This window comes from Streptomyces fructofermentans, assembly GCF_014651055.1.
Classification (GTDB): domain Bacteria; phylum Actinomycetota; class Actinomycetes; order Streptomycetales; family Streptomycetaceae; genus Streptomyces; species Streptomyces fructofermentans.
Genome location: NZ_BMWD01000001.1, coordinates 1 through 23,119 on the forward strand (window position 1 = coordinate 1; position 23,119 = coordinate 23,119).

Sequence of the window (23,119 nt, forward strand, 5' to 3'; positions counted from 1 at the left end):
GCGGGGGACACCCTCCGGCCCGTTCCCTTCCCGCCGTTGTCGGCCGCGGGGGACACCCTCCGGTCCGTCCCCTTCCCGCCGTTGTCGGCCGCGGGGGACACCCTTCGGCCCGTGCCCATTCCGCCGTTGTCGGCTGCGGGGCGGGGGTTCGGCTGTTGCGGTCCCTTTGGCCTGCTGGTGGTGGGGCGGTGGTCAGGTGGTGCGGACCCTGGTGTCGAGCTGCTTCATGCGGTCCAGGACCGTGTCCGCGGTGGGGCTGAGCAGCTCGTCCACCACTCGGCCGTCGGCCAGGAAGACCACGCGGTCCGCGTACGCGGCGGCCACCGGGTCGTGGGTGACCATGACTACGGTCTGGCCCAGTTCGCGTACGGAGTTGCGCAGGAAGCCGAGCACTTCGGCGCCCGAGCGGGAGTCCAGGTTTCCGGTGGGCTCGTCGCCGAAGATGATGTCCGGGCGGGAGGCCAGGGCGCGGGCCACGGCGACGCGCTGCTGCTGGCCGCCGGAGAGCTGGGAGGGCCGGTGCTTGAGGCGGTCGGCCAGGCCCACCATCGCGATCACGGTGTCCAGCCACTCCTTGTCGGGCTTGCGGCCCGCGATGTCCATCGGGAGGGTGATGTTCTCCAGGGCCGTGAGCGTGGGCAGCAGGTTGAACGCCTGGAAGATGAAGCCGATCTTGTCCCGGCGCAGCTTGGTGAGCTGCTTGTCCTTGAGGGAGCCGAGTTCGGTCTCGCCGATGCGGACCGAGCCGGAGGAGAAGGTGTCCAGGCCCGCTACGCAGTGCATCAGGGTGGACTTGCCGGAGCCTGAGGGGCCCATGATCGCGGTGAACTCGGCCTGCCGGAAGTCGACGGAGACCCGGTCCAGGGCGACCACCTGGGTCTCGCCCTGCCCGTAGACCTTCGACAGTTCCGTGGCGCGTGCGGCCACCGTGGTGGTCCGGTCGGCGAGGGGAGTGGTGGTCACGGGAGGGTGCTCCTTGTCGGTGCGGCGGCGCTCGGGGATCGTTGTTCCATCCTCGGCGCCCGCCGGCCGCCTGTAGTCACCCGCTGTTCCGGTTCCGGGGGCAGTCTCGGGTCGGACCGCGTGCGCTCGTGTCATACCTGGGGATGACGGTCGCCCCTGAGGGGGAATCGTCGACGGTTCGTCAGGTTCCGCTCGTTCGGGCGGTGAAATCACGTCATTCCCTGGGCGCCGCCCGGCTCCGCTCAAAGGGCATTTGGCAAGTGCGGATGGCGCGTACCGTGGGCTGATGCACCCTCAGACGTCAATAAAATAAGACAACATCGGTCCACCCTTCCGCTGTTCGGGGGATGTGTCCCGATAGGCTCGGAACACTCGATGCGGAGCCGATGGCCTGCCCGGATGGTGGAATGCAGACACGGCGAGCTTAAACCTCGCTGCCCCTCGCGGGCGTACCGGTTCAAGTCCGGTTCCGGGCACCTCCGACACTTCCGCTTTTCCGGGTCTTTCGCGATAAAGCGTGCCTCCTGCATTGAAGACTTCACCTCTCGACCGTTGACAGTGGCTCCGGCCCGTCGGAGACTCGCGGACGTGAGGGTGAATAAAACTTCACCCTGCGAACACAGTGCAGCGCGAAGGGGCGTGTCGATGCGTACCACCGTCGGGATCGTCGGGGCCGGGCCGGCCGGCCTGCTGCTGGCGCGGCTGCTGGACAACGAGGGCGTCGACTCCGTGGTGCTGGAGAGCCGCGACCGGGCGTACGTCGAGCAGCGGCAGCGGGCCGGAATCCTGGAGCAGGGCACGGTGGACGTGCTGCGGGACGCGGGCGCCGGCGACCGCATGGACCGCGAGGGGCTGCGGCACGACGGCATCGAGCTGCGCTTCGGGCGCAGGCGCCACAGGATCGACCTCCCCGCCCTGACCGGCGGGCGGTCCGTGACCGTCTACGCCCAGACCGAGGTGTGCAAGGACCTCATCGCGCTCAGGCTGGAGGGCGGCGGCCCGCTGCTCTTCGGGGCCCGGGCGCTGGCCGTGGAGGGCGCGGAGACCGACCGCCCGCGGGTGCGCTACCTGCACGAGGGGCGCGAGGAGCTCCTGGAGTGCGACTACGTCGTCGGCTGCGACGGCTTCCGGGGCGTCTCCCGCGAGGTGTTCCCGCCAGGTGCCGGGCGGGTCTTCGAGCGGACGTACCCCTTCGCCTGGCTGGGCATCCTCGCCGACGTGCCGCCCTCGCACGACGAACTCGTCTACGCCCGCCACGACCGCGGCTTCGCCCTGCTGTCCATGCGGTCCCCGACCGTCTCGCGGCTCTACCTCCAGGTGCCCGGGGGGACGGACGTGCGGGCCTGGAGCGACGGGCGGATCTGGGACGAGCTGGAGCGCCGCCTGGAGACGGACGACGACTGGAGGCTGCGCCGGGGCCCGGTCACCGCGAAGTCCGTCACACCGATGCGCAGCCATGTGCACGAGCCGATGCGGCACGGACGGCTCTTCCTGGCCGGGGACGCCGCCCACATCGTGCCGCCGACCGGGGCCAAGGGGCTGAACCTCGCCGTCGGCGACGTCGTCACCTTCGCCCGCGCGCTGGCGCACCTGCGCGGGACCGGGTCCGCCGAGCGGCTCGACGCGTACTCCGCGACCTGCCTGCGGCGGGTGTGGCAGGCCGAGCGGTTCTCGTACGAGATGACGGCGCTGCTCCACCGCGACCCCGGCGCGACGCCGTTCGAGGACCGGATCCAGCTGGCCCGGCTGGAGCGGATCACCGGTTCGCGCCCCGCCGAGCAGGATCTCGCCGAGGGTTACGCAGGGTTCCCCCTCGAATGACGCAGAGTCCCGGCGGGGCGTCGCACGGACGGGGGAACCGGAGCGGTGCGTACCGGCGTTGTAACGGTGCGGGGAATGCCGGGTCGAACGCTGGTGTTCCCGGGCACAAGGGGGGAAAGATCCTCCCCAGGCACTAGAGGCATTCTTTTGCCTACCCATTACTCTTGAGCCAAGGCCACGCAGGGTGGCCATGGAGGAGTGAAATGAGGAGCAGCAACCCGGTCTTCTCGCGACGGGGGTTCAGCCGCGACAACGGCTACGCGGGCTTCAACGCGGCGCCGCAGGCCGGGGGCCCCGCTGTCGGTACGCAGGGGAACCCGTACGCACAGGGCTCTCCGAACGCCCCGCAGGGCGGCAACCCGTACGCGCAGAATCCTTACGCTCAGAACCCGTACGCCCAGCAGGACCTGCAGAACGGCGCTCCGCCGCAGGCCCCGCCCACCACCGACCGCATGACGATGGACGACGTCGTCGCGCGTTCGGCCATGACGCTCGGCACCGTCGTCGTCGGCGCCGTCCTCGCGTGGGTGGCGCTGCCCGTCTCGTCGAGCAGCTTCGGCCTGGCCATCGGCGCGGCGATCATCGCGCTGGTCTTCGCGCTGATCCAGTCGTTCAAGCGCAAGGCCTCGCCCGCGCTGATCCTGTCGTACGCCGCCTTCGAGGGCGTCTTCCTCGGCGTGATCAGCGAGATGTACAACAGCCAGTGGTCGGGCGCGCCCTTCCAGGCGGTGCTCGGCACGATGGCGGTCTCGGGCGCCACACTGCTGATCTACCGCGCCGGCTGGATCCGCGTCACCGCCCGGTACGCGCGCATCGGTCTCGCCATCGCGATCGCCTTCGTGGTGGTCCTGGCGGTCAACCTGCTGCTCGTCGCCTTCGGTGTGGCCGAGGACGGCGGACTGCGCAGCATGGGCCCGCTCGGCGCGATCGTCGGCATCATCGCGATCATCCTGGGCGCGTTCTTCCTGACCCTCGACTTCAAGCAGATCGAGGACGGCATCGCCTACGGCGCGCCGCGGGAAGAGTCCTGGCTGGCCGCGTTCGGCCTGACCATGACCCTGGTGTGGATCTACATCGAGATGCTGCGCCTGGTGGCCATCTTCAGCGGCGACGACTAGTCGCGCCGCCGGTGACCACCGGCGCGTGAGCAGGAGTCCGAAGGGCCCGCGAACCCCAGGTTCGCGGGCCCTTCGCCGTCCGGTGCGACATGCCGCACCGGTCGGGCGGGGTCGTGCTCAGCGCAGTTTGCGCGCGGCCCTCCTGAGGTCGTACTCATGGATGATCGCCTTGGCGTGGCCGTACGCGAGGTCGTGCTCGGAGCGGAGCCAGCTGACCTTCTCTTCGAACCGGAAGAGAGCGGGGCCGTCGTCGACGGTGCGCAGCCAGTCGGAGATCTCACGACCGGTGCAATGGGGGATGCGGGCGAGCAGATTGCGATGGGTCTCCTCGGAGAAGACTTGGGACATCGGCGCCTCCGGACGCAAAGGGGATGTAAGCCGGTCCTTAAGGCCACCGTGCCTGAGCGTTCGGCCGTTGGCAACAGTCCCTGTGCGGCGCGTAGTCTCGCCGCGTGCTTGATACGACGCCGTTGACCCGTGCCGTGGACCATTTCGCCGACCGGCTGCGGGCCGCTCCGCAGAGCAGGCTCCAGCGGGGCGCCGCCGCCGAGGCACTGGGGCTGGCCAGGGAGTTGGCGCTGCGCGCCCAGCGGCTGGAGGACCCGTCCGGCGAGCCGCGCGAGATGCCGGACGCGGGGATGTTCGCGGCCGCCGACCAGATCACGGTCGCCGTGCACGACCTCGCCGTCGTACTGACGACCGAGGAGGAGGTCGTGGACGCGGTACGACTGGTGGAGGAGGCGCAGCAGCGGGCGGGGGTCTGACCGGCGGGCGGCGGGAAAGGGGCGTGGGGCGCCGCGGGGAGGCCGCCGGAGGCCCGGGGCGGCCGGGTGCCGGGCGTGGACCGGGAGGGGCGCTCAGGAGGGGGAGCGGGGCGTCGGCCGCGCTCCCGCGGCGGCGCGGCCGTCAGAGGGACGCGATGACCCGGTCGGCCAGTACGTACACGTTGTCGTCGCCGCACTCGAAGGTCAGCGCGTAGGCGCCGGAGACGCCCGAGCCGCCCAGCAGTACGGGGGGCCGGCCGGCGCTCAGCGCCGTCGCCAGCCGTTCCGCGGTCTCGCGGTGGCCCGGCGTCATGCAGAGGGTGGTGCCGTCGGTGAAGACGTAGACGTCGAGCGTGCCGAGCGGGCCGGGGCGGACGTCGGCGAGTTCCGTACGGGAATCGGCGAGGTCCTCAAGACACGCCACCGTGCGCTCGTGGTCGTTCGCGACCGGTGACTGGACCGGCACGAAGTCGGGGTGCGAGGGGTGCCGGCGGCGGGCCGCGGCCAGTTCGGGGGACTCCCCGGAGAACTCGTCGGCGTCGGCGGCGGGCTCGGTCACCGGCTCCAGGTGCTCCAGGCCCGCGAAGTCGGACTGGCGCGGCAGGTACAGCTCACTGTCCGGCAGCCCGAGCAGGGTGGGCGCGTCCGAGGAGTCACGCAGCTCCTGGGCGGCCCAGAACGCCCGGGCCTCGGCGAGCTCCCGCTCCCGCTCCTCGGCGAGCGCCTCGGCCACCGCGGCGCGTATCTCGTCGGTGTCCGCCGCCGAGCGGGCGGCCGGCACCAGGCCGAGGGCCGACGGTGTGCGGCTCTCGGCGAGTTCGGTGTGCAGGTCCGCGACCTGTCGTCGCAGTGCCTGCAGGGTGCGCAGAACGGCGACGCCCACGGCCGTGGTGCTGGCTGTGGCGAGCAGCAGAGCAAGAGAAGTGGTGCTCACTGACGTACTCCCGGTTCAAAGTCGACCCCCGACTTCCTACATCAGCTTGATGGGCGGACTAAACATCTGTCAGTGCGTAACGTCACGAAAGGGACGGGACTTTAGACCCGGTGTCGAGCGGCGGAAGGGTGCTGACCTGCATGAATCTCCCCAGCGAGCGAGCCAGGTCACATCCTGGGGCAGATTCGATCACAAAACGGCCCGGAGTCCCGGTGGTCGCCGGGCTCCGGGCCGCCTCGCTCACGCTGCGTTCAACTGCGGTGACGGGGACGGTGCTTCAGCTCAGGCGCTCGATGACCATCGCCATGCCCTGGCCGCCGCCGACGCACATCGTCTCCAGGCCGAACTGCTTGTCGTGGAACTGGAGGGAGTTGATGAGCGTGCCGGTGATGCGGGCGCCGGTCATGCCGAAGGGGTGGCCGACGGCGATGGCGCCGCCGTTGACGTTCAGCTTGTCCAGCGGGATGTCGAGGTCGCGGTAGGAGGGGATCACCTGGGCGGCGAACGCCTCGTTGATCTCGAACAGGTCGATGTCGCCGACGGTCAGACCGGCGCGGGAGAGGGCCTGCTTCGACGCCTCCACCGGGCCGAGGCCCATGATCTCGGGGGAGAGGCCGGTGACGCCGGTCGAGACGATCCGGGCCAGCGGGGTCAGGCCGAGCTCGCGGGCCTTGGTGTCGGACATGATCACGAGGGCGGCGGCACCGTCGTTCAGCGGGCAGCAGTTGGCGGCCGTGACCATGCCGTCGGGGCGGAAGACGGGCTTGAGGCCCTCGACGCCCTCCAGCGTGACGCCGGCGCGCGGGCCGTCGTCCTTGCTGACGACCGTGCCGTCCGGGGTGGTCACCGGGGTGATCTCGCGCTCCCAGAAGCCGTTCTTGACGGCTTCCTCGGCGAGGTTCTGCGAGCGGACGCCGAACTCGTCCATGTCCTTGCGGGTGACGCCCTTGATCCGGGCCAGGTTCTCGGCGGTCTGCCCCATCGCGATGTACGCGTCCGGGACGGCGCCGTCCTCGCGCGGGTCGTGCCACGAGGCGCCCTCGCTCGCGGCGACCTCGGCGGTGCGGGCCTCGGCCTCGGCGAAGAGCGGGTTGTGGGTGTCCGGCAGGCTGTCGGAGTTGCCCTTGGTGAAGCGGGAGACCAGCTCGACACCGGCCGAGATGAAGACGTCGCCCTCTCCGGCCTTGATGGCGTGCAGGGCCATGCGGCTCGTCTGGAGCGACGAGGAGCAGTAGCGGGTGATCGTGCAGCCGGGGAGGTGGTCCATCCCCATCTGGACGGCGACGATGCGGCCGAGGTTGTTGCCCTGCTCGCCGCCGGGGAGACCGCAGCCGAGCATGAGGTCGTCGATGTCCCTGGGGTCGAGCTCCGGGACCTTGGCCAGTGCCGCCTGGATGATCGTGGCGGTGAGGTCGTCGGGCCGCAGGTCCTTGAGGGAGCCCTTGAAAGCGCGGCCGATGGGGGAGCGGGCAGTCGAGACGATCACGGCTTCGGGCATCTACGGCTCCATTGGCGTACGGGGGTGGGCGGACCTGATGGGGAAGCTACCCGTAGGTATGGGCGAGGTCACGGGTGTGGGCGTGTGACACGGGCCGCACTTTCCAAGCGCTTGCTTTTCTCCTGGACGGTCCCGGGGCCGTGGGCGGGTCGGGCGACCGGAGCCCTTGGTGCGCCGGACGGCCCGCTTCCGGAAGCGTCGGTCCGCGTGCTTGGGGGTGGGTGGCTAGGGCTTTCGTGGGGGGCGGAGGCCGGGGCCGGGCGGTGCCGGTCCGCCGGCGGGGGCGGGGGCGGGGCGGGGACGTGCGGGTGGCCTTCGGGCCGTCGCGCGCGGCGTGCGGGGGCGGTTCGTCCCGTGCGGGGGACAGCGGTGACCCCGGGCCGCCGAGGCCCGCGTGTGCGAGTGGGGGCGGGCGTGCCCGCGGGCCCGATCCCGTGGGGAGCGGGAGGGTCCGGGGGCTCGGGCGGCCCCCGGACCTGTGCTCACGCCGACGGTTCCGGCGCGGGGGCCGGAGTCGGGTCCGTGGCCGGGACGCGCCGGCGCCGCCGGCGCTTGAGGAGTGCCCAGGGGCCCCGCGGACCCGTCGGCATGGCGGCCGTGACCTCCGTACCCGCCTCCGACGCGGCCTCCGCGGCGGCCCGGGCCACGGGCAGGAAGCCCTCGCGGCGGAACACGTCGGGCTGCTCCTCCTCGGCGGGCCACAGGCCCAGCGCGGCGCAGACCGTGGGGAGCATGGCCATCGCCGCGGTCGCGTACCCCTCCGCCGAGGGGTGGTAGTTGTCCGGGCCGAACAGCTCGCGCGGATTCGCCTCGAACTCGGGCCCCAGCAGATCGCCCAGGGACACCGTCCGGCCGCCCTGCTCGACCGTGCCGATCGTCTGGGCGGCCGCGAGCTGGCGCGAGGCCCGGCGGGCCAGCCAGCGCAGCGGCTGCTGGACGGGCTCGATGGTCCCCAGGTCGGGACAGGTGCCGACGATCACCTCGGCGCCCGCGGTCCGCAGCCTGCGCACCGCGGCCGAGAGATGGCGAACCGAGCGGGTCGCGGGCATCCGGTGCGTCACGTCGTTCGCGCCGACCATGATCACGCACACGTCCGGGACTCCGGCGGGGTCCCCGACGGCCAGCAGGACCTGGCGGTCCAGGTCGTCCGACTGGGCGCCCGGCAGCGCCACGTTCCGCAGCCGCACCGGCCGCTCGGCCACCGCGGCGAGCCCCGACGCGAGCAGGGCCCCCGGCGTCTGGCGGACCCGGTGGACGCCCTGCCCGGCGGCCGTGGAGTCACCGAGCATCGTCAGGCGCAGCGGTTCCTCCGCGCCGGCGTACACATATCCGTACAGTCCGTCGGCGCTCGGCGGATGAGGGCTGTGCCCGTTGCCCACCTGCCGCTTCGCCAGCTGCACCTCGGCCAGCACCACTCCGACGGTCGCCGCGCCCAGCAGCCCGATCCCACCGCCGCCGTACGCCGCGCCCGCGGCGATCCGCCGGGCCACCCTCGCCCTCGACATGCTCGACATGCGAAGCCGCCACCTCCTTCAATCCGTACAACCACTCCTTGCCCCGTACAGGCCGTCGGCCAATCTCAACGGCCGTGAACGCCCATCCCGGGGCTTAGGCTGACGGAACCACCCCGACCACTTCTTTCTCAGCTCCGGAGACAACGGTGCAATTCCACGACTCGATGATCAGTCTCGTCGGCAACACCCCGCTGGTGAGGCTCAACAGCGTGACCGCCGGCATCCAGGCGACCGTCCTCGCGAAGGTCGAGTACTTCAACCCCGGCGGCTCCGTGAAGGACCGCATCGCCCTGCGCATGATCGAGGCCGCCGAGGAGAGCGGCGCGCTCCTGCCGGGCGGCACGATCGTCGAGCCGACCAGCGGCAACACGGGTGTGGGCCTGGCCATCGTGGCCCAGCAAAAGGGCTACAAGTGCATCTTCGTGTGCCCCGACAAGGTGAGCACCGACAAGATCAACGTGCTGCGGGCCTACGGTGCCGAGGTCGTCGTCTGCCCGACGGCCGTCGACCCCGAGCACCCCGACTCGTACTACAACGTCTCGGACCGGCTGGTGCGGGAGACCCCGGGCGCCTGGAAGCCGGACCAGTACTCCAACGCGAACAACCCGCTCTCGCACTATCACTCCACCGGCCCCGAGCTGTGGGAGCAGACCGAGGGGCGGATCACGCACTTCGTCGCGGGTGTGGGCACGGGCGGCACCATCTCCGGTACGGGCCGCTACCTGAAGGACGCGAGCGACGGGCGCGTGCAGGTGGTCGGCGCGGACCCCGAGGGCTCCGTGTACTCGGGCGGTTCCGGGCGCCCGTACCTCGTCGAGGGCGTCGGCGAGGACTTCTGGCCCAGCGCCTACGACCGCACGGTCGCCGACGAGATCGTCCCGGTGTCGGACAAGGACTCGTTCCAGATGACCCGCCGGCTCGCCAAGGAGGAGGGGCTGCTGGTCGGCGGCTCCTGCGGCATGGCCGTGGTCGCGGCGCTCCGGGTCGCCGAGCGGCTCGGTCCCGACGACGTCGTCGTGGTGCTGCTCCCGGACAGCGGGCGCGGATACCTCAGCAAGATCTTCAACGACGAGTGGATGGCCGACTACGGCTTCCTGGAGGACACGGGCCCGAGCGCGCGTGTCGCCGACGTGCTCAGCGACAAGGCGGGCGGCACCATCCCCTCGCTGGTCCACATGCACCCCGACGAGACGGTCGGCGAGGCGATCGAGGTGCTGCGCGAGTACGGCGTCTCCCAGATGCCGATCGTGAAGCCTGGCGCCGGGCACCCGGACGTGATGGCCGCCGAGGTCGTCGGGTCCGTGGTCGAGCGGGAGCTGCTGGACGCGCTGTTCACCCAGCGCGCCTCCCTGGCCGACCCGCTGGAGAAGCACATGTCGGCGCCGCTGCCGCAGGTCGGCTCCGGTGAGCCGGTGGGCGACCTGATGAGTGTGCTGGGCAGGGCCGACGCCGCGATCGTGCTGGTCGAGGGCAAGCCCACCGGTGTCGTCAGCCGGCAGGACCTGCTGTCCTTCCTGGCCAAGGGCGGACTGCAGTAGGACGTGCGGTGAACGCCCGGTGCGGCGGGGAGACCCGCGCCCGGGTGATCGCCGGGGAACTTCGTGGAAGTGGTACGAGCGCGTCACGTCAGCGCAGCACACGCTTAACACGGGTCCGGCAGATTGTTGGATGTCGGCAAGGGCGGGAGCGGCTCCCCTCCCGGGCCGGCACCACATCGGCGCCAAGGACCTCCGGAGCGGCTCCCGGACCTCCATGGACGCCAGGACGCGAACGCCAGGCCCTGACCCGGCTCGCGTCCCTCGCGGGGACCGCCGTCGTCCCGCCCCCCGGTGACGGGGGTGCGGCGGTCCCCGCGCAACACGTACGAAGGGCCCGGCACCTTCCCGGTGCCGGGCCCTTCGCCGTCGTTCCCGCCCGCTGTCCTCGCGGCCGCCCTTCCCGGTCGCGCCGCGCCGCGGCGCCTCGGAGGGCGCGGACACCTCTTCGAGCCGCAGGGCGCGCGACCGCCGCCCGGCCGAACCACCGGGCGGGCGCCGGCCCGTCATTCCTCCCAGTCGGAGCCCGATCCGGACCTGTCCTTGCGCCTGCCGAACAGGGGCGAGGAGTGGCGGGCCGCCTGGACCACGTTGACTCCCACGATGCCCGCCCAGGCGACCAGCAGTCCGGGCAGCTCGGCGACGCCGCCGCCGATCGCGGACAGGGGAATGGCGAGGACCAGCGAGACGATCCCGAAGCCGAAGCGCTCGCCCCAGGAGTCGGAGGACCCCTGCGGGGAGCGGGCGTCCCGGGCCACCGCCATCTGCTGTTCCGCGAGCTGGCGCCGCACCCGGCGGTCGACCGAGCCGTCCAGGCGCTGCTCGACCTTCTCCAGGAACGACTCGACCAGGGCGGAGTCGTACTCTTCGCCCAGCTCCCTGCGCGCGTGCAAGGTGGCGTCGAGTTCCTTCTTGAGTTCGGGGTCACGCGCATCCATAGCGGTCATGGAGTCCACGGTAGAAAACGGCCGCGCGGTTGACACGGGGGTTAGCCCCCCTCTCCGTACTGCGTCCCGCCCCCGCCAGGCCTCCCTTGCCCGGCTGCATAACATCATGCAGAGTTCGCAGTATCTGAATAACCGGTCGGCGGCCCGGTGTCGGTGGCCCCGTGCCGCCGGGCGGGACGCGGGCCGGCACCGAGGGGAGCACGCACTCATATGGCGTCGTGGGACGTGGACGTGCCGCGCGCGGCGGCGACCGGCCCCGTCGTGCTCGACGGGCACGGCATGCGGGTCGCCGACGTCGTTCGCCTGGCCGACGGGGACGCCCGGCCCCTCGCCGGCGCCGGGGCGATGAAACGCGTCGAGGAGTCCTGGGACGTCGCCCGGCGGATCGCCGCCACGGGCCGTGTGTACGGCCGCTCCACCGGCGTCGGCGCCAACCGGAACGAGGACGTGCCGACCGGGGCCGCCGCCGAGCACGGACTGCGCCTGCTGCGCAGCCACGCCGGCGCGATCGGCGACGAACTGCCCGCCCGGCAGGTCAGGGCCATGCTCGCGGTGCGCGCGAACCAGCTCCTGGCCGGCGGGGCAGGACTGCGGCCCACGGTCGTCACCGCGCTGTGCGAGGCGCTGGAGACCGGGGCGCACCCCGTCGTGAACGAGTTCGGATCGGTCGGCACCGGCGACATCGCCGCGCTGGCCCAGGTCGGACTGGCGCTGGCGGGGGAACACCCGTGGCGTGGTCCGGGCGCGCCCGGGGCGCAGCCGCTCGACAACAACGACGCCCTCGCGCTGATCAGCAGCAACGCCCTCACCCTCGGGCAGGCGGCACTCGCGCTGCACGAGCTGAGGGGCCTGGTCGGCGCCACCCAGGTGGTGGCCGCGCTGTCACTGGTCGCGGTGGACGGCTCGCACGAGGCGTACGCGGCTCCCGTGCACGCCGCGCGACCGCACCGCGGCTCGGTGGAGGTCGCCCGCCGGATGCGCGGGCTGATCGGCGCGGCCGACCGTCCGACACCGCCGCTCGGACGCATCCAGGACCCGTACGGCTTCCGGTGCCTGCCGCAGATCCACGGGCCCGCGCACGACGCCGCCGACGCCCTGGAGGAGGTCCTCGACGTCGAGCTGAACGCGGCCGCCGAGAACCCGCTGATCTGCGCCGAGGACAGCGCGGCGTATCACCACGGAGGCTTCTACCAGGCGCAACTGGCGCTCGCGCTGGACCACTTCAGGCTCTCGCTCACCCAGGTCGCGAGGCTGTCGACCTCGCGTCTGTCCACCCTCAACGAGCCCGCCTACACCCGGCTGCGGCCGTTCCTCGCCGACCTCGAACCCGCCTCGTCCGGGGTGATGATCCTGGAGTACGCGGCCGGAGCGGCACTCGGTGACCTGCGGGCCTTCTCCGCCCCCGCCTCGCTCGGCCACGCTGTACTCTCCCGGGGCGTCGAGGAACAGGCCAGCTTCGCCTCGCTCGCCGCGCGCCAGACACTGCGCGCGTGTGCCGCGTACCGTCTCGTCGTCGGCTGCGAACTCGTGGCCGCCGTAAGGGCGTTGCGGCAACGGGAGCTGCGGCCGGACCCCGACCTGCCGGTGGGCCGGGCGCTGGAGCTCGCCGAGTCGGCGCTCGACGCGGACGCGGCCGACCGGCCGCTGACGGACGACGTGGCGGCGGCGGCCGCACTGCTCGACCGGTTCACGGACATCTGGAGGGGGAGCACGGCATGAGCGCGGACGGGACCATGGGCGCCGACGGCGCGGCCGGCACGGCCGGCGGCGCGGAGCGGGGCGCGGGCGTGGCGGACAGCTCCGCGGCCCGGCTCCAGGCGCTGTTCGAGGGACACCGGCTGACCCCCACCCAGCGGCGCATCGCGCACAGCATGGTGCGGCGGGCCGCGGACGTGCCGTTCCTGTCGAGCGTGGAGCTGGCGGAACTCGCGGGGGTCAGCCAGCCCTCCGTCACCCGGTTCGCGGTGGCGCTGGGCTTCGACGGCTACCCGGCGCTGCGCAGGCATCTGCGCGAGGTCGCGCCGGCCGAACCCGCGGCGGACCCCGGCGCGTACAACGAGTACCAGCAGGCCGTCGAGGCGGAGATCGAGAACCTGCGCCACCTCGCCTCCGTACTCGCCGACCCGCGGCCCGTGGAACGGGCCGGCCGGCTCCTCGCCGCCTCGCGGCCGCTGCCGGTCCTCGGGCTGCGGGCCGCAGCCGCCCAGGCGTACGGCTTCGCGTACTTCGCCGCGAAGGTCCATCCGGACGTCCGGCTGCTGGACGAGGGCGGCACCATGGCGCAGGACCGGATCGACGCCGCCGTACGGGCCGGCGCCTCCACGCTGCTGTGCTTCGCCCTGCCCCGGCACCCGCGCGAGGTCGTGGACACGCTGGCCCACGCGAAGGAGGCCGGACTGACGGTCGTCACGGTCGCGGACTCGGCGTTCGCTCCCGTCGCCAAGGTGTCGGACCTGCTGCTGCCCGCCGCCGTCGGCACCGGCCTGGCCTTCGACACGGCCTGCGCGCCCATGCTGCTCGGACGGGTGCTCCTGGAGGCCATGTGCGACGGGCTGCCCGACGCGCAGGCACGCCTGGAGGAGTTCGACGTACGGGCCGCCGCCCGGGGGCTGTTCGTCGAATAACGGTGTGGGATCGGTCGGCCCGCGTTCTCAGACTCGTCTCACCTTCGCTCGCTAGTCTCCGTGCCCACGGAATGCGTCGGCGAGTCGGGAGGCGGAACGTGGTGCGCGGAGGACAGGGGCTGGCCAGGGTGGCCGTCGTCGTACGGGCCGGAGCGGCACCGCTGTGGTGGCTCGGAGTGCTCACCGCGGGTGCGGGCGCGCTGGTGCCCGGATTCACCGGCCGGCGGATCGGGGTGACGGCGGGCGCCGCGCTCTTCCTGCTCTCGGCCCTGGCGGTCCTCCTCGTACGGCGCAAGCGGTACGAGGCTCTCGTGCGCGGCGCGTCCCGGGCCGCCAAGCAGGACATCCTCCAGGACCGTGCCGTGACGGTACGGAACTGGCGGCGGGGCCACCGGTGGTGGCTGCTGCTCGCGTTCGCGGCGGCGCTGGGCAGTGCCTTCGCGGTGCCCGCGGCCGGCGGCATGGTGCTCGCCGGGGCGGGAGCCGGTCTGCGGCTGAAGGCGGCCTGGATCGGGCGGCTCGAACGGGAGGCCGAGGCGCTCGTGTGGGTCCGCGTGGACTGGCTCGGCCGCGGTGCCGGTGCTCCCGCGGGCGCACGGGTCAAGGGGCTCAGGAGCACGGGGATCGCCGCGGGCGACGCCGCGCCCGGTGGGGCGCGGCGCCGGGGTGGCGCCGGCGTGCTGGTGTAGCGGACCGGTCGGTCCTGCTCCTGGCGGGACCGGGCCGACCGGGTGGATCGGACCGGATCGCATCGGATTGGACCGGACCGGACCGGATCGGGGGCGGGGCGTCGGTGGGCGGGGTCGGGCCGCACGGGGCGACTGCCTGTCGGGGCATCACGGACCGCCTGGATTCCCGTACTGGGTCTCCCGCCGTCGGCGGTCGTGGTGCGCCGGCCGTCACCGGGCCCGGTCGGCCCCCGTCGGCCTCCGAAGGGAGGCGCGTGCCGGTCGGGCGGGGGGAACCGGCGACGCCGGTGGGCCGCCGGTTCCCCCGGATCAGACTTCCAGGTCGGCTTCGATCCGCTTCAACTGGTGGCGCGCCATCGCGAGGTTCGCCCGCTTGGCGTCGAGCACCAGGTAGAGGAACAGACCGTTGCCCCCGCGGCCCTTCATCAGCCGGATCAGGTGGTACTGGTCGGAGAGGGTGATCAGGATGTCCTCGATCTCGCCCTTCAGCCCGAGGTGCTCCATGGTGCGGATCTTGGCGCGCACCACGTCGGTGTTCCCCGCCGCCGCGACGTTGAGGTCGAAGCCCTTGCTGCCGCCGATCGTGCCGAGCGCCATCCCGCTGGTGTAGTCGACGAGAGCGGCTCCGGTCGCGCCCTCGATGGAAGCGAGTGCCTCTTTGAGCGCGGTTTCGGTGTTGGTCATGGTGGTGTTCGTCCTTTCGGTGGAATCCGGGCTCAACGGCTCTCGCCCGTCGGCTCGGTGGTGGTGCGCGCGGTGCGCGCGGTTCTGGTGCGTGGCACGGCCGGCTTCGCGGGGAGCCGCGCGGCCGTGGTGGGTTGGGCCTCGACGGCGGCGGCCTCGACGAGTGCCCCGATCCGGGTGCCGGAACGGCGTCCTTCCAGGTGCAGCCGGCCCACGTTGGCCCGGTCGCCGGCCAGCAGCGTCAGCACGACGGAGGGTCCCGCCGCGTACGTGGCCACATAGCCGTACTCGCCGCGTACCAGCAGTTCGCGGAAGTCGCCCTGCCGGGTCGCGTCCGCCATCCGCACGGCGACGCCCAGCGCGGCCGCGGTGAGCGCCGCCAGTCCCTCCGGCTCGACACCGGGGGTGTCCTGGGCCAGCACGAGGCCGTCGACGCTGGCCGCGAGCGCACCCGTCAGCTGGGGCACCCGGGCCCGCAGGCGGTGCAGTTCGTCGAGGACTTCGGCCTCGGCCGCCATCAGTTGTCTCCTCTCGGCACGCTGCCTGAGCGCGCGGATCACAAGGCCTCCAAGGCGTCTCTGAGCCGGCGCAGCAGGGCGACGTCGGGATCGGCCGACGCCTGTGCGGCCACGGCCGCCGCGGAGACGGGGGACACGGGGTGTGCTGGTGACTGCGGCGCGGCGGCGGACGCCACCGGCGCCGGGTGTTCGATCGTCAGCGGACGCGCCGTCACGATCCCGGCGGCCGCGAGCCGGCGGAGGTCGACCAGGGTGTGGAACCCCGGACGGCCGAGGACGGTCGAGATGTCCGCCGCCGTCCGCTCCCCGTCCACCTGGTCGAGGACCGTGCGCTGACGGGGGCTGAGCCCCGCGTCGACTGCCCGCCCGGCCCTGACGAGCGGCTCGGTGTCCGTGGCCGGCTGCGGCCAGATGCGGTGCAGGAGCTCGCGCCGCCGCAGCGTCTCGCGCTCCACCGCGTCCACGGACACCGGCCGTACGGGCCCGATCCAGTGCGCGACCCCGTACCGGAACCTCGCCGGACCGCTGCTCGGGCCCAGGGCGAAGAACGCGGCGTCGTACAGCGCTCCCAGGTGGCACAGCTCCAGGGCGCCCGCCGTCAGCCGCCCGCTGTCCACCAGGAACCGTCCGACCCGGCGTTCCGCGCCCGCCTGTGAGACGGCCTCCCACCAGCCCTCGGACCGCAGGGCGCCACGCGTGGTGAGCAGCACGTCGAGCCCGGGCGTCTCCGGGCTCTCGGCGTGCACCACCTGGCCCTCGACCAGGTAGAGCACCCCGCGCTCCCGGGTCAGGACGCCGGTGGCGCGCTCCTCGGCGAGACGGCTCAGCATGGGACTGAGCGCGGCCGGGGCGCCGGACCGCGCGTCCCCCGGTTCCGCCCGCTCCCGTCTGGGCAGGGGTCTCGCCTCCACCGTGGTCACCCCACCACCAGCCGCTCGGCCATCTCGCCCAGGCGGATGCGGGCGAGGGCGAGGTTGCCGTCCGAACGGCCCAGCCACAGATGCAGGAAGACACTGCTGTCGAACGTCGTCCGGACGAAACGCAGGACGTGGTAGCTGTCCTTGTTGCTGATGATCAGGTCCTCGACGGGCGGTTCCCCGTCGGTCCAGTCGGCTCCTTCCTCGGGGGCGAAGGCCTTGTGCTCGGCGGCCAGGCGGGCGAGTTCCGCCGCCTCGGCGGCGGTTGCCTCGTGGTCCCCGTTGGGTGAGTCCCCGACCGTGCCCAGTGCCAGTCCGCTGGTCCAGTCGACCACCGCTGCTCCCCGGGCACCGGGCAGCCTCATGGCCTCCAGCAGGCACTCGTCGATTCCGGGCACGGTGCGTCCCTCCCGCCCGTTAGATTCGGCTGAGTGACGCCGAAGCTACGCAACGTGTGCGTCGCGGGTGAGGGAAATGGCATTTTCCTGAGGAACATGCCAGCAACTGGCTACAGTTGGTCGATTGCCGTCGTGATCCATGGTTTCGGGTTCAACCCGTTCGATCCCGGACGGCGCTCTGCCCCGCGCCGGCACCGGCCGCCCCGCGGGCCCCGCCGGCGGGCTTCGCCGTGGTCGGAGACGGCGGGCGGGATTCACGGCGGGCGCGCGGTCAGCGGGGCGGGCGGGGTGCGTTCAGGTGCGGCGGCCGACTGCGGCGGCTGGGTGCGGGGCCCGGACGCGGTCCGGGCCCCGGCGGACTCAGAGGGAGTCGGTCAGCGCGTCCGGGTGCGCCCCGCCCGACTCGGCGACGATCTCGTCCAGCGTCTGCGGTGTGCGGACCACGGCGAACCGGACGCCGTCGGCGCCGTCCGGCCCGAAGCCGAGAATCCCCGGCCGGGCGAGCGAGTTGTACGTGTAGTGGTGGGCGAAGTAGTACGCGCCGGTGTCCAGCGCCGCCGCGTAGTCGCCCTGTTCGAGCAGGGGCATGGACCGGCCCTCCGCGAGCAGGTCGCCCGCGAAGCACGCCGGGCCCGCCACGTCCTGCACGACGTCCGGCCCCGTCTTCGGCCGCCCCTTCGCGTCGTACGCCGTCACGCGCAGGGGCCAGGATTCCGGCGCGTACACCGTGCGGGCCGCCACCTGGACGCCCGCGTGCGTCACCGCGATCGCCCGTCCGCCCGCCGACTTCGCGTACTCGACCCGGGCGAGCACGACCCCGTGCTTGGCGAGCAGGGACCGGCCGAACTCCGTGACCAGGCCGTACCGCCCGTCGAACAGCCCCGGAACCGTCGCCGCCAGCAGTCGCGCGTACTGCGCGTACGTGGGGGTGTGGGTGTCGGAGCCGAAGTTCACCGGCAGTCCGCCGCCGATGTCGAGCGTGTCGATCTGCCGGCGTCCGGCCCGCTCGTTGATCTCCTCGGCCAGCTCGTACGTGTGTGCGATCCCCTGTGTCATCAGCTCCAGGGGCACCCCCTGGGACCCGGAGTGGGCGTGCAGCCGGGTGAGCCACGGCCGGTCGAGGTACGCCCGCACGACCCACTCGCGCGCGCCCTCGTCCCGGAGCGCCACCCCGAACTTGGAGGTCGCCGTCGCGGTCGACAGCGCGCCGATCGAACCCCCGCCGATCTGCGCGTTCACCCGCAGGCCCAGCGGCGAGCGGGTGGGCGCGGACCGGACGAGCGCGTCGACGCGGTCCAGTTCCTGCGGGTTGTCCGCGTTCACCGCGATGCCCAGCGCGAGGGCCTCCCGCAGTTCGGCCGGGGTCTTGGCGGGCGAGTCGAGGACCGTGTGGGACGGGGGTACGCCCGCCGCCCGCGCGAGGGCCAGCTCGCCCGGGCTGGCGACCTCGGCGCCGATGCCCTCGGCGTGCAGCAGCCGCAGCACCGGCACCAGCGGGGTCGCCTTCACCGCGAAGGCGTGCAGTACGGGTGTGCCCGGCGCGGTCACGGCGTCGAAGGCGTCGCGCAGGGCCGCCGCCGAGGCCCGGATGCCGGTGATGTCGAGGAGTCCGACGATGGGGGAGGCGGGGCCGAGCAGGCCCTGCTCCACGGCCGCGCGCACGGCCCGGTCCCGCCGTGCGGCGGCCCCCGTCCCGTCCGAGGTCACGCCCCCGGTCCCGGCCTGCTCCTCGTCCGCCGGGCCCGCGTCCCCTGTACCTGTGTATGAAGCCATACATCAAGCCAAACACCCGTGCGGAACCCGTGCGGGGGCGCCCCCTGTATTGACTAGTTCTATTCAGGCGGCGAGGATGTGAATACCGACTGCATCATCGGAGTACCCACCCCGCCAGGAGGCAGACCATGTCAGGACCCCGCCCCGTCCGAGCACCGCGCGGCACGGAACTGAGCGCCCTGGGATGGCAGCAGGAGGCCGCCCTGCGGATGCTGCAGAACAACCTCGACCCCGAGGTCGCCGAGCACCCGGACAAGCTCGTCGTCTACGGCGGCACCGGCAAGGCCGCCCGCGACTGGCGCTCCTACGACGCCATGGTCCGTACGCTGCGGACGCTCAAGCAGGACGAGACGATGCTCGTGCAGTCCGGTCGGCCCGTCGGCGTCATGCAGACCCACGAGTGGGCGCCGCGCGTGCTCATCGCCAACTCGAACCTGGTCGGGGACTGGGCGAACTGGGAGGAGTTCCGGCGCCTGGAGGCCCTCGGCCTCACCATGTACGGCCAGATGACCGCCGGCTCCTGGATCTACATCGGCACCCAGGGCATCCTCCAGGGCACCTACGAGACCTTCTCCGCCGTCGCCGCGAAGAAGTTCGGCGGCACCCTCGCCGGAACCATCACCCTCACGGCCGGTCTCGGCGGCATGGGCGGCGCCCAGCCGCTCGCCGTCACGATGAACGACGGCGTCGCGATCTGCATAGACGTCGACCCGCGCGCCATCGAGCGCCGCATCGAGCACCGGTACCTGGACGTGCGCGCCGACTCCCTGGAGCACGCGCTCCAGCTCGCCGTCGAGGCCCGCGACCGGCGCAATCCGCTCTCCATCGGCCTCCTGGGCAACGCCGCCGAGCTGCTGCCCCGCATGCTCGCCGAGGGCGCCCCGATCGACATCGTGACCGACCAGACCTCGGCCCACGACCCGCTCGCCTACCTGCCCGTCGGCGTCGACTTCGACGACATGGCCGACGCGGCCGCCAAGGACCCGACGGGCTTCACCACCCGCGCCCGTGAGTCCATGGCCCGGCACGTCGAGGCCATGGTCGGCTTCATGGACGCCGGCGCCGAGGTCTTCGACTACGGCAACTCCATCCGGGGGGAGGCCCGACTCGCCGGGTACGAGCGGGCCTTCGCCTTCCCCGGCTTCGTCCCCGCCTACATCCGCCCGCTGTTCTCCGAGGGCAAGGGCCCCTTCCGCTGGGCCGCCCTGTCCGGCGAGGCCTCCGACATCCACAAGACGGACAGGGCGATCCTCGACCTCTTCCCCGAGAACGAGTCCCTGCACAGGTGGATCAAGCTGGCCGGTGAGCGCGTCCACTTCCAGGGCCTGCCCGCCCGCATCTGCTGGCTCGGCTACGGCGAGCGCGACAAGGCCGGCGAGCGCTTCAACGACATGGTCGCGAGCGGTGAGCTGGCCGCCCCGCTGGCCATCGGCCGCGACCACCTCGACTGCGGCTCCGTCGCCTCCCCCTACCGCGAGACCGAGGCCATGCTCGACGGCTCCGACGCCATCGCCGACTGGCCGCTGCTGAACGCCATGGTGAACGTCGCCTCCGGTGCCTCCTGGGTGTCCATCCACCACGGCGGCGGCGTCGGCATGGGCCGCTCCATCCACGCGGGCCAGGTGACCGTGGCCGACGGCACCAGGCTCGCCGGCGAGAAGATCCGCCGCGTGCTCACGAACGACCCCGGCATGGGCGTCATCCGGCACGTGGACGCCGGGTACGACATCGCCGAGTCCGTCGCCGACGAGCGCGGCGTACGCGTCCCGATGCGGGAAGGCGACTCCGCGTGACCCACGAAGGCACCGCTCCCTCCTTCCACACCATGTGGAGGGAGCTGGAGCCCATCGGGCGCCACTCCGCGTCCGGCGGCTACCGGCGCTACGCCTGGTCCGGCGCCGACGCCGACTGCCGTGCCTGGTTCCGGGCGCAGGCGGAGGCGCGCGGGCTGGACTACGAACTGGACCGCAACGGGAACCAGTGGGCCTGGCTCGGCGACCCCTGCGCGGGAGACGCCGTCGTCACCGGCTCGCACCTCGACTCCGTCCCCGACGGCGGTGCCTTCGACGGCCCCCTCGGCGTGGTGTCCTCCTTCGCCGCGCTGGACGAACTGCGCGGCAGGAGCGCCCGGTTCACCCGGCCGCTGGCGATCGTGAACTTCGGCGACGAGGAGGGCGCCCGGTTCGGACTGGCCTGCGTCGGCTCGCGCCTGGCAGCCGGGGAACTCACCGCCGAGCAGGCCCGGCGCCTCACCGACGCCGACGGGATCACCCTCCCGCAGGCGATGGAGGCCGCCGGACACGACCCGGACACCATCGGCGCGGACCCGGAGCGGCTGGCCCGTATCGGCGCCTTCGTCGAACTGCACGTCGAGCAGGGCCGCGCCCTGGACCTGTCCGGTGACCGGGTCGGCATCGCCAGCGCCATCTGGCCGCACGGCCGCTGGCGCTTCGACTTCCGGGGCGAGGCCAACCACGCCGGGACCACCCGGCTCGTGGACCGCCGCGACCCGATGCTGTCCTACGCGGAGACCGTGCTCGCGGCCCGGCGCGAGGCACAGCTCGCGGGAGCCGTGGCCACCTTCGGCAAGATCGCGGTGGAGCCGAACGGGGTCAACGCCGTCCCCTCACTGGTCAGGGGCTGGCTCGACTCCCGCGCCGCCGACCAGTCGACCCTCGACACCGTCGTCACGGGCATCGAGACGGCCGCCCGCGAGTACGCCGACGCGCACGGCATCCGGCTCGACGTCGTGCGGGAGTCGTTCACCCCCGTCGTCGAGTTCGAGCACACCCTGCGGGACGAGATCGTCCGCATCCTCGGCAAGCGCGACGACACGGCCGCGTCGCTGAAGGTGCCCGTTCTGGGGACCGGCGCGGGACACGACGCGGGAATCCTCTCCGGGACGATCCCCACCGCCATGCTGTTCGTACGCAACCCCACCGGCGTCTCGCACTCGCCGGCCGAGTACGCCGCCGAGGACGACTGCGTGGCCGGGGTGACCGCACTCGCCGACGTACTGGAAGGGCTGGCCTGCTCGTGAACGCGCGCGGCACGACCTACTGGCTGGAGCACGCCTGGCTCGACTCCTTCGTCGAGCCGGGCGTGGCGCTCGACGTCGACGCGGACGGGCGGATCGCGGCCGTGCGCACGGGCGCCGGCACCCCGCCCCCCGGCGCCGAGATCCTGCGCGGCCTGACCCTCCCCGGCCTCGCCAACACCCACAGCCACGCCTTCCACCGGGCCCTGCGCGGCACGGTCCAGGTCGGCTCCGGCACCTTCTGGACCTGGCGCGAGATCATGTACTCGTTCGCCGACCGGCTGACCCCGGAGACCTACCACGCGCTCGCCCGCGCGGTGTACGCCGAGATGGCCCTCGCCGGGGTGACCGCGGTGGGCGAGTTCCACTACGTCCACCACGCGCCGGGCGGCACCCCGTACGGCGACCCGAACGCCATGGGCGAGGCACTCGTCCAGGCCGCCGCCGACGCCGGCATCCGCATCACCCTCCTCGACACCGCCTACCTGGCCGGCGGTCTCCTGAACGCGCGGGCGGGACAGCCGCCGAACCGGCACCAGCTCCGCTTCTCCGACGGCACGGCCGAGGCCTGGGCCGAACGCTGTTCACTTCTCAAGGACCGGGACCACGCGAGGATCGGTGCCGCCGTCCACTCCGTACGGGCCGTGCCCGCCGGGCAGTTGGCGACGGTGGCCGAATGGGCCGAGGCGCGGCGGGCCCCGCTGCACGTGCACCTGTCCGAGCAGACGGCGGAGAACGACGCCTGCCTGGCGGTGCACGGCCGCACCCCCACCCGGCTGCTCGCCGACCACGGAGTGCTCGGCCCGCGCACCACGGGCGTGCACAACACCCACCTCACCGGTGAGGACATCGCTCTGCTCGGCGGCTCGTCGACGGGCACGTGCATGTGCCCCACCACCGAGCGCGACCTGGCCGACGGCATCGGCCCGGCCGTCGCCCTCCAGCAGGCGGGCTCGCCGCTCTCCCTCGGCTCCGACAGCCATGCCGTCGTCGACCTGCTCGAAGAGGCGCGCGCGATGGAGCTGAACGAGCGCCTGCGCACCCGCACCCGGGGCCACTGGACGGCGGCGGCGCTCCTGCGCGCCGCCTCCGCCGACGGCCACGCGGCCCTCGGCTGGCACGACGCGGGCACACTCGAACCCGGTGCGCTCGCCGACTTCACGACGATCGCCCTCGACTCGGTCAGGACGGCCGGACCGGTGCCCCGGCTCGGCGCCGAGACCGCCGTATTCGCCGCGACGGCGGCCGATGTGCGGCACACGGTCGTGGGCGGCCGGCACGTCGTGCGCGACGGGGCGCACGCTCTCGTGCCCGACGTGCCGCGAGCCCTCGCGGACGCCGTCGAGGCCCTGCGCGCCTGACCGCAGCCCCCGCACCCCCGGCCG

21 protein-coding genes and 1 tRNA gene are annotated in these 23,119 nt (G+C 72.9%); 11 read left to right on the plus strand and 11 right to left on the minus strand.

The window, feature by feature from the left end; translation table 11 throughout:
• Positions 1–192: 192 nt before the first annotated feature.
• On the minus strand, positions 193–963 hold the full coding sequence (locus IE265_RS00005) for an ABC transporter ATP-binding protein (RefSeq protein WP_190033155.1): 771 nt from the start codon (positions 961–963) through the stop codon (positions 193–195).
• Between the two features lie 393 nt (positions 964–1,356).
• Here IE265_RS00005 and IE265_RS00010 point away from each other — a divergent pair.
• The 3 genes from IE265_RS00010 (at position 1,357) to IE265_RS00020 (ending at position 3,902) form a co-directional block, all read left to right on the plus strand.
• A tRNA-Leu gene (locus IE265_RS00010) sits at positions 1,357–1,439 on the plus strand.
• Between the two features lie 169 nt (positions 1,440–1,608).
• A complete protein-coding gene (locus tag IE265_RS00015; protein ID WP_190033156.1) occupies positions 1,609–2,784 on the plus strand; it encodes a 4-hydroxybenzoate 3-monooxygenase in 1,176 nt (391 codons plus the stop codon).
• 203 nt (positions 2,785–2,987) lie between these two features.
• Positions 2,988–3,902 (plus strand): Bax inhibitor-1/YccA family protein, encoded by a 915-nt coding sequence (locus tag IE265_RS00020; RefSeq protein WP_190033157.1) that lies wholly within the window; start codon positions 2,988–2,990, stop codon positions 3,900–3,902.
• 117 nt (positions 3,903–4,019) lie between these two features.
• On the opposite strand, the gene IE265_RS00025 is transcribed toward IE265_RS00020, so the two are convergent.
• Positions 4,020–4,250, minus strand: a complete 231-nt coding sequence (locus IE265_RS00025; RefSeq protein WP_190033158.1) for a DUF4287 domain-containing protein — start codon at positions 4,248–4,250, stop codon at positions 4,020–4,022.
• A 104-nt stretch (positions 4,251–4,354) separates the two neighbouring features.
• On the opposite strand from IE265_RS00025, the gene IE265_RS00030 reads away from it, so the two are divergent.
• Positions 4,355–4,666 carry a hypothetical protein gene (locus IE265_RS00030; RefSeq protein ID WP_190033159.1) on the plus strand — a complete coding sequence of 104 codons (312 nt, stop codon included), beginning with the start codon at positions 4,355–4,357 and terminating at the stop codon, positions 4,664–4,666.
• A gap of 142 nt (positions 4,667–4,808) precedes the next feature.
• Here IE265_RS00030 and IE265_RS00035 read toward each other — a convergent pair whose 3' ends face one another.
• From IE265_RS00035 to IE265_RS00045, 3 genes are all read right to left on the minus strand, one after another.
• Positions 4,809–5,600: a hypothetical protein gene (locus tag IE265_RS00035; protein WP_190033160.1), complete on the minus strand. Its 792-nt coding sequence runs from the start codon at positions 5,598–5,600 to the stop codon at positions 4,809–4,811.
• A gap of 277 nt (positions 5,601–5,877) precedes the next feature.
• Positions 5,878–7,098 (minus strand): acetyl-CoA C-acetyltransferase, encoded by a 1,221-nt coding sequence (locus tag IE265_RS00040; protein WP_190033161.1) that lies wholly within the window; start codon positions 7,096–7,098, stop codon positions 5,878–5,880.
• Between the two features lie 482 nt (positions 7,099–7,580).
• Positions 7,581–8,612, minus strand: coding sequence for an SGNH/GDSL hydrolase family protein (locus tag IE265_RS00045; protein WP_190033162.1), 1,032 nt, complete (start codon positions 8,610–8,612; stop codon positions 7,581–7,583).
• Positions 8,613–8,758: 146 nt separating this feature from the next.
• Here IE265_RS00045 and IE265_RS00050 point away from each other — a divergent pair, with 146 nt between their 5' ends.
• Positions 8,759–10,150, plus strand: a complete 1,392-nt coding sequence (locus IE265_RS00050; RefSeq protein ID WP_190033163.1) for a cystathionine beta-synthase — start codon at positions 8,759–8,761, stop codon at positions 10,148–10,150.
• 503 nt (positions 10,151–10,653) lie between these two features.
• Here IE265_RS00050 and IE265_RS00055 read toward each other — a convergent pair.
• Entirely contained in the window at positions 10,654–11,094 is a 441-nt protein-coding gene (locus IE265_RS00055) for a hypothetical protein (protein WP_190033164.1), read from the minus strand.
• Positions 11,095–11,304: 210 nt separating this feature from the next.
• Here IE265_RS00055 and IE265_RS00060 point away from each other — a divergent pair, with 210 nt between their 5' ends.
• The 3 genes from IE265_RS00060 to IE265_RS00070 all read left to right on the plus strand — a co-directional run bounded on the left by IE265_RS00060 (position 11,305) and on the right by IE265_RS00070 (position 14,407).
• Positions 11,305–12,813, plus strand: a complete 1,509-nt coding sequence (locus IE265_RS00060) for an aromatic amino acid ammonia-lyase (RefSeq protein ID WP_190033165.1) — start codon at positions 11,305–11,307, stop codon at positions 12,811–12,813.
• Between the two features lie 14 nt (positions 12,814–12,827).
• On the plus strand, positions 12,828–13,718 hold the full coding sequence (locus IE265_RS00065; protein WP_190033710.1) for a MurR/RpiR family transcriptional regulator: 891 nt from the start codon (positions 12,828–12,830) through the stop codon (positions 13,716–13,718).
• A gap of 98 nt (positions 13,719–13,816) precedes the next feature.
• Entirely contained in the window at positions 13,817–14,407 is a 591-nt protein-coding gene (locus IE265_RS00070) for a hypothetical protein (protein ID WP_190033166.1), read from the plus strand.
• Positions 14,408–14,716: 309 nt separating this feature from the next.
• On the opposite strand, the gene IE265_RS00075 is transcribed toward IE265_RS00070, so the two are convergent.
• The 5 genes from IE265_RS00075 to IE265_RS00095 all read right to left on the minus strand — a co-directional run bounded on the left by IE265_RS00075 (position 14,717) and on the right by IE265_RS00095 (position 18,697).
• Positions 14,717–15,091: a roadblock/LC7 domain-containing protein gene (locus tag IE265_RS00075; RefSeq protein ID WP_190033167.1), complete on the minus strand. Its 375-nt coding sequence runs from the start codon at positions 15,089–15,091 to the stop codon at positions 14,717–14,719.
• Between the two features lie 32 nt (positions 15,092–15,123).
• Complete coding sequence (locus IE265_RS00080) at positions 15,124–15,609, minus strand: roadblock/LC7 domain-containing protein (RefSeq protein WP_190033168.1); 486 nt, start codon at positions 15,607–15,609, stop codon at positions 15,124–15,126.
• 38 nt (positions 15,610–15,647) lie between these two features.
• On the minus strand, positions 15,648–16,439 hold the full coding sequence (locus IE265_RS00085) for a transcriptional regulator (RefSeq protein ID WP_229915943.1): 792 nt from the start codon (positions 16,437–16,439) through the stop codon (positions 15,648–15,650).
• 86 nt (positions 16,440–16,525) lie between these two features.
• A complete protein-coding gene (locus IE265_RS00090) occupies positions 16,526–16,924 on the minus strand; it encodes a hypothetical protein (RefSeq protein WP_190033169.1) in 399 nt (132 codons plus the stop codon).
• A gap of 360 nt (positions 16,925–17,284) precedes the next feature.
• Entirely contained in the window at positions 17,285–18,697 is a 1,413-nt protein-coding gene (locus IE265_RS00095) for a type III PLP-dependent enzyme domain-containing protein (protein ID WP_190033170.1), read from the minus strand.
• Between the two features lie 128 nt (positions 18,698–18,825).
• Between IE265_RS00095 and hutU the strand changes: the two genes are divergently transcribed.
• The 3 genes from hutU to IE265_RS00110 are packed head-to-tail and all read left to right on the plus strand — an operon-like array spanning position 18,826 to position 23,095.
• A complete protein-coding gene (gene hutU, locus IE265_RS00100) occupies positions 18,826–20,490 on the plus strand; it encodes a urocanate hydratase (protein ID WP_190033171.1) in 1,665 nt (554 codons plus the stop codon).
• Positions 20,491–20,522: 32 nt separating this feature from the next.
• Entirely contained in the window at positions 20,523–21,737 is a 1,215-nt protein-coding gene (locus IE265_RS00105; RefSeq protein WP_190033712.1) for an allantoate amidohydrolase, read from the plus strand.
• The gene (locus tag IE265_RS00110) at positions 21,734–23,095 is read left to right on the plus strand and encodes a formimidoylglutamate deiminase (protein ID WP_190033172.1); all 1,362 of its coding nucleotides are present in this window, start codon (positions 21,734–21,736) and stop codon (positions 23,093–23,095) included. The genes IE265_RS00105 and IE265_RS00110 overlap by 4 nt, the downstream gene beginning before the upstream one ends.
• Positions 23,096–23,119: the final 24 nt, after the last annotated feature.

Excerpts from the sequence above, each read along its gene's own strand:
- IE265_RS00015 (WP_190033156.1), top strand. The coding sequence starts at position 1,609 with ATGCGTACCACCGTCGGGATCGTCGGGGCCGGGCCGGCCGGCCTGCTG.
- IE265_RS00020 (WP_190033157.1), top strand. The coding sequence starts at position 2,988 with ATGAGGAGCAGCAACCCGGTCTTCTCGCGACGGGGGTTCAGCCGCGAC.
- IE265_RS00025 (WP_190033158.1), bottom strand. The coding sequence starts at position 4,250 with ATGTCCCAAGTCTTCTCCGAGGAGACCCATCGCAATCTGCTCGCCCGC.
- IE265_RS00040 (WP_190033161.1), bottom strand. The coding sequence starts at position 7,098 with ATGCCCGAAGCCGTGATCGTCTCGACTGCCCGCTCCCCCATCGGCCGC.
- IE265_RS00045 (WP_190033162.1), bottom strand. The coding sequence starts at position 8,612 with ATGTCGAGCATGTCGAGGGCGAGGGTGGCCCGGCGGATCGCCGCGGGC.
- IE265_RS00055 (WP_190033164.1), bottom strand. The coding sequence starts at position 11,094 with ATGACCGCTATGGATGCGCGTGACCCCGAACTCAAGAAGGAACTCGAC.
- IE265_RS00060 (WP_190033165.1), top strand. The coding sequence starts at position 11,305 with ATGGCGTCGTGGGACGTGGACGTGCCGCGCGCGGCGGCGACCGGCCCC.
- IE265_RS00065 (WP_190033710.1), top strand. The coding sequence starts at position 12,828 with ATGGGCGCCGACGGCGCGGCCGGCACGGCCGGCGGCGCGGAGCGGGGC.
- IE265_RS00075 (WP_190033167.1), bottom strand. The coding sequence starts at position 15,091 with ATGACCAACACCGAAACCGCGCTCAAAGAGGCACTCGCTTCCATCGAG.
- IE265_RS00080 (WP_190033168.1), bottom strand. The coding sequence starts at position 15,609 with ATGGCGGCCGAGGCCGAAGTCCTCGACGAACTGCACCGCCTGCGGGCC.
- IE265_RS00085 (WP_229915943.1), bottom strand. The coding sequence starts at position 16,439 with ATGCTGAGCCGTCTCGCCGAGGAGCGCGCCACCGGCGTCCTGACCCGG.
- IE265_RS00095 (WP_190033170.1), bottom strand. The coding sequence starts at position 18,697 with ATGGCTTCATACACAGGTACAGGGGACGCGGGCCCGGCGGACGAGGAG.
- hutU (WP_190033171.1), top strand. The coding sequence starts at position 18,826 with ATGTCAGGACCCCGCCCCGTCCGAGCACCGCGCGGCACGGAACTGAGC.
- IE265_RS00105 (WP_190033712.1), top strand. The coding sequence starts at position 20,523 with ATGTGGAGGGAGCTGGAGCCCATCGGGCGCCACTCCGCGTCCGGCGGC.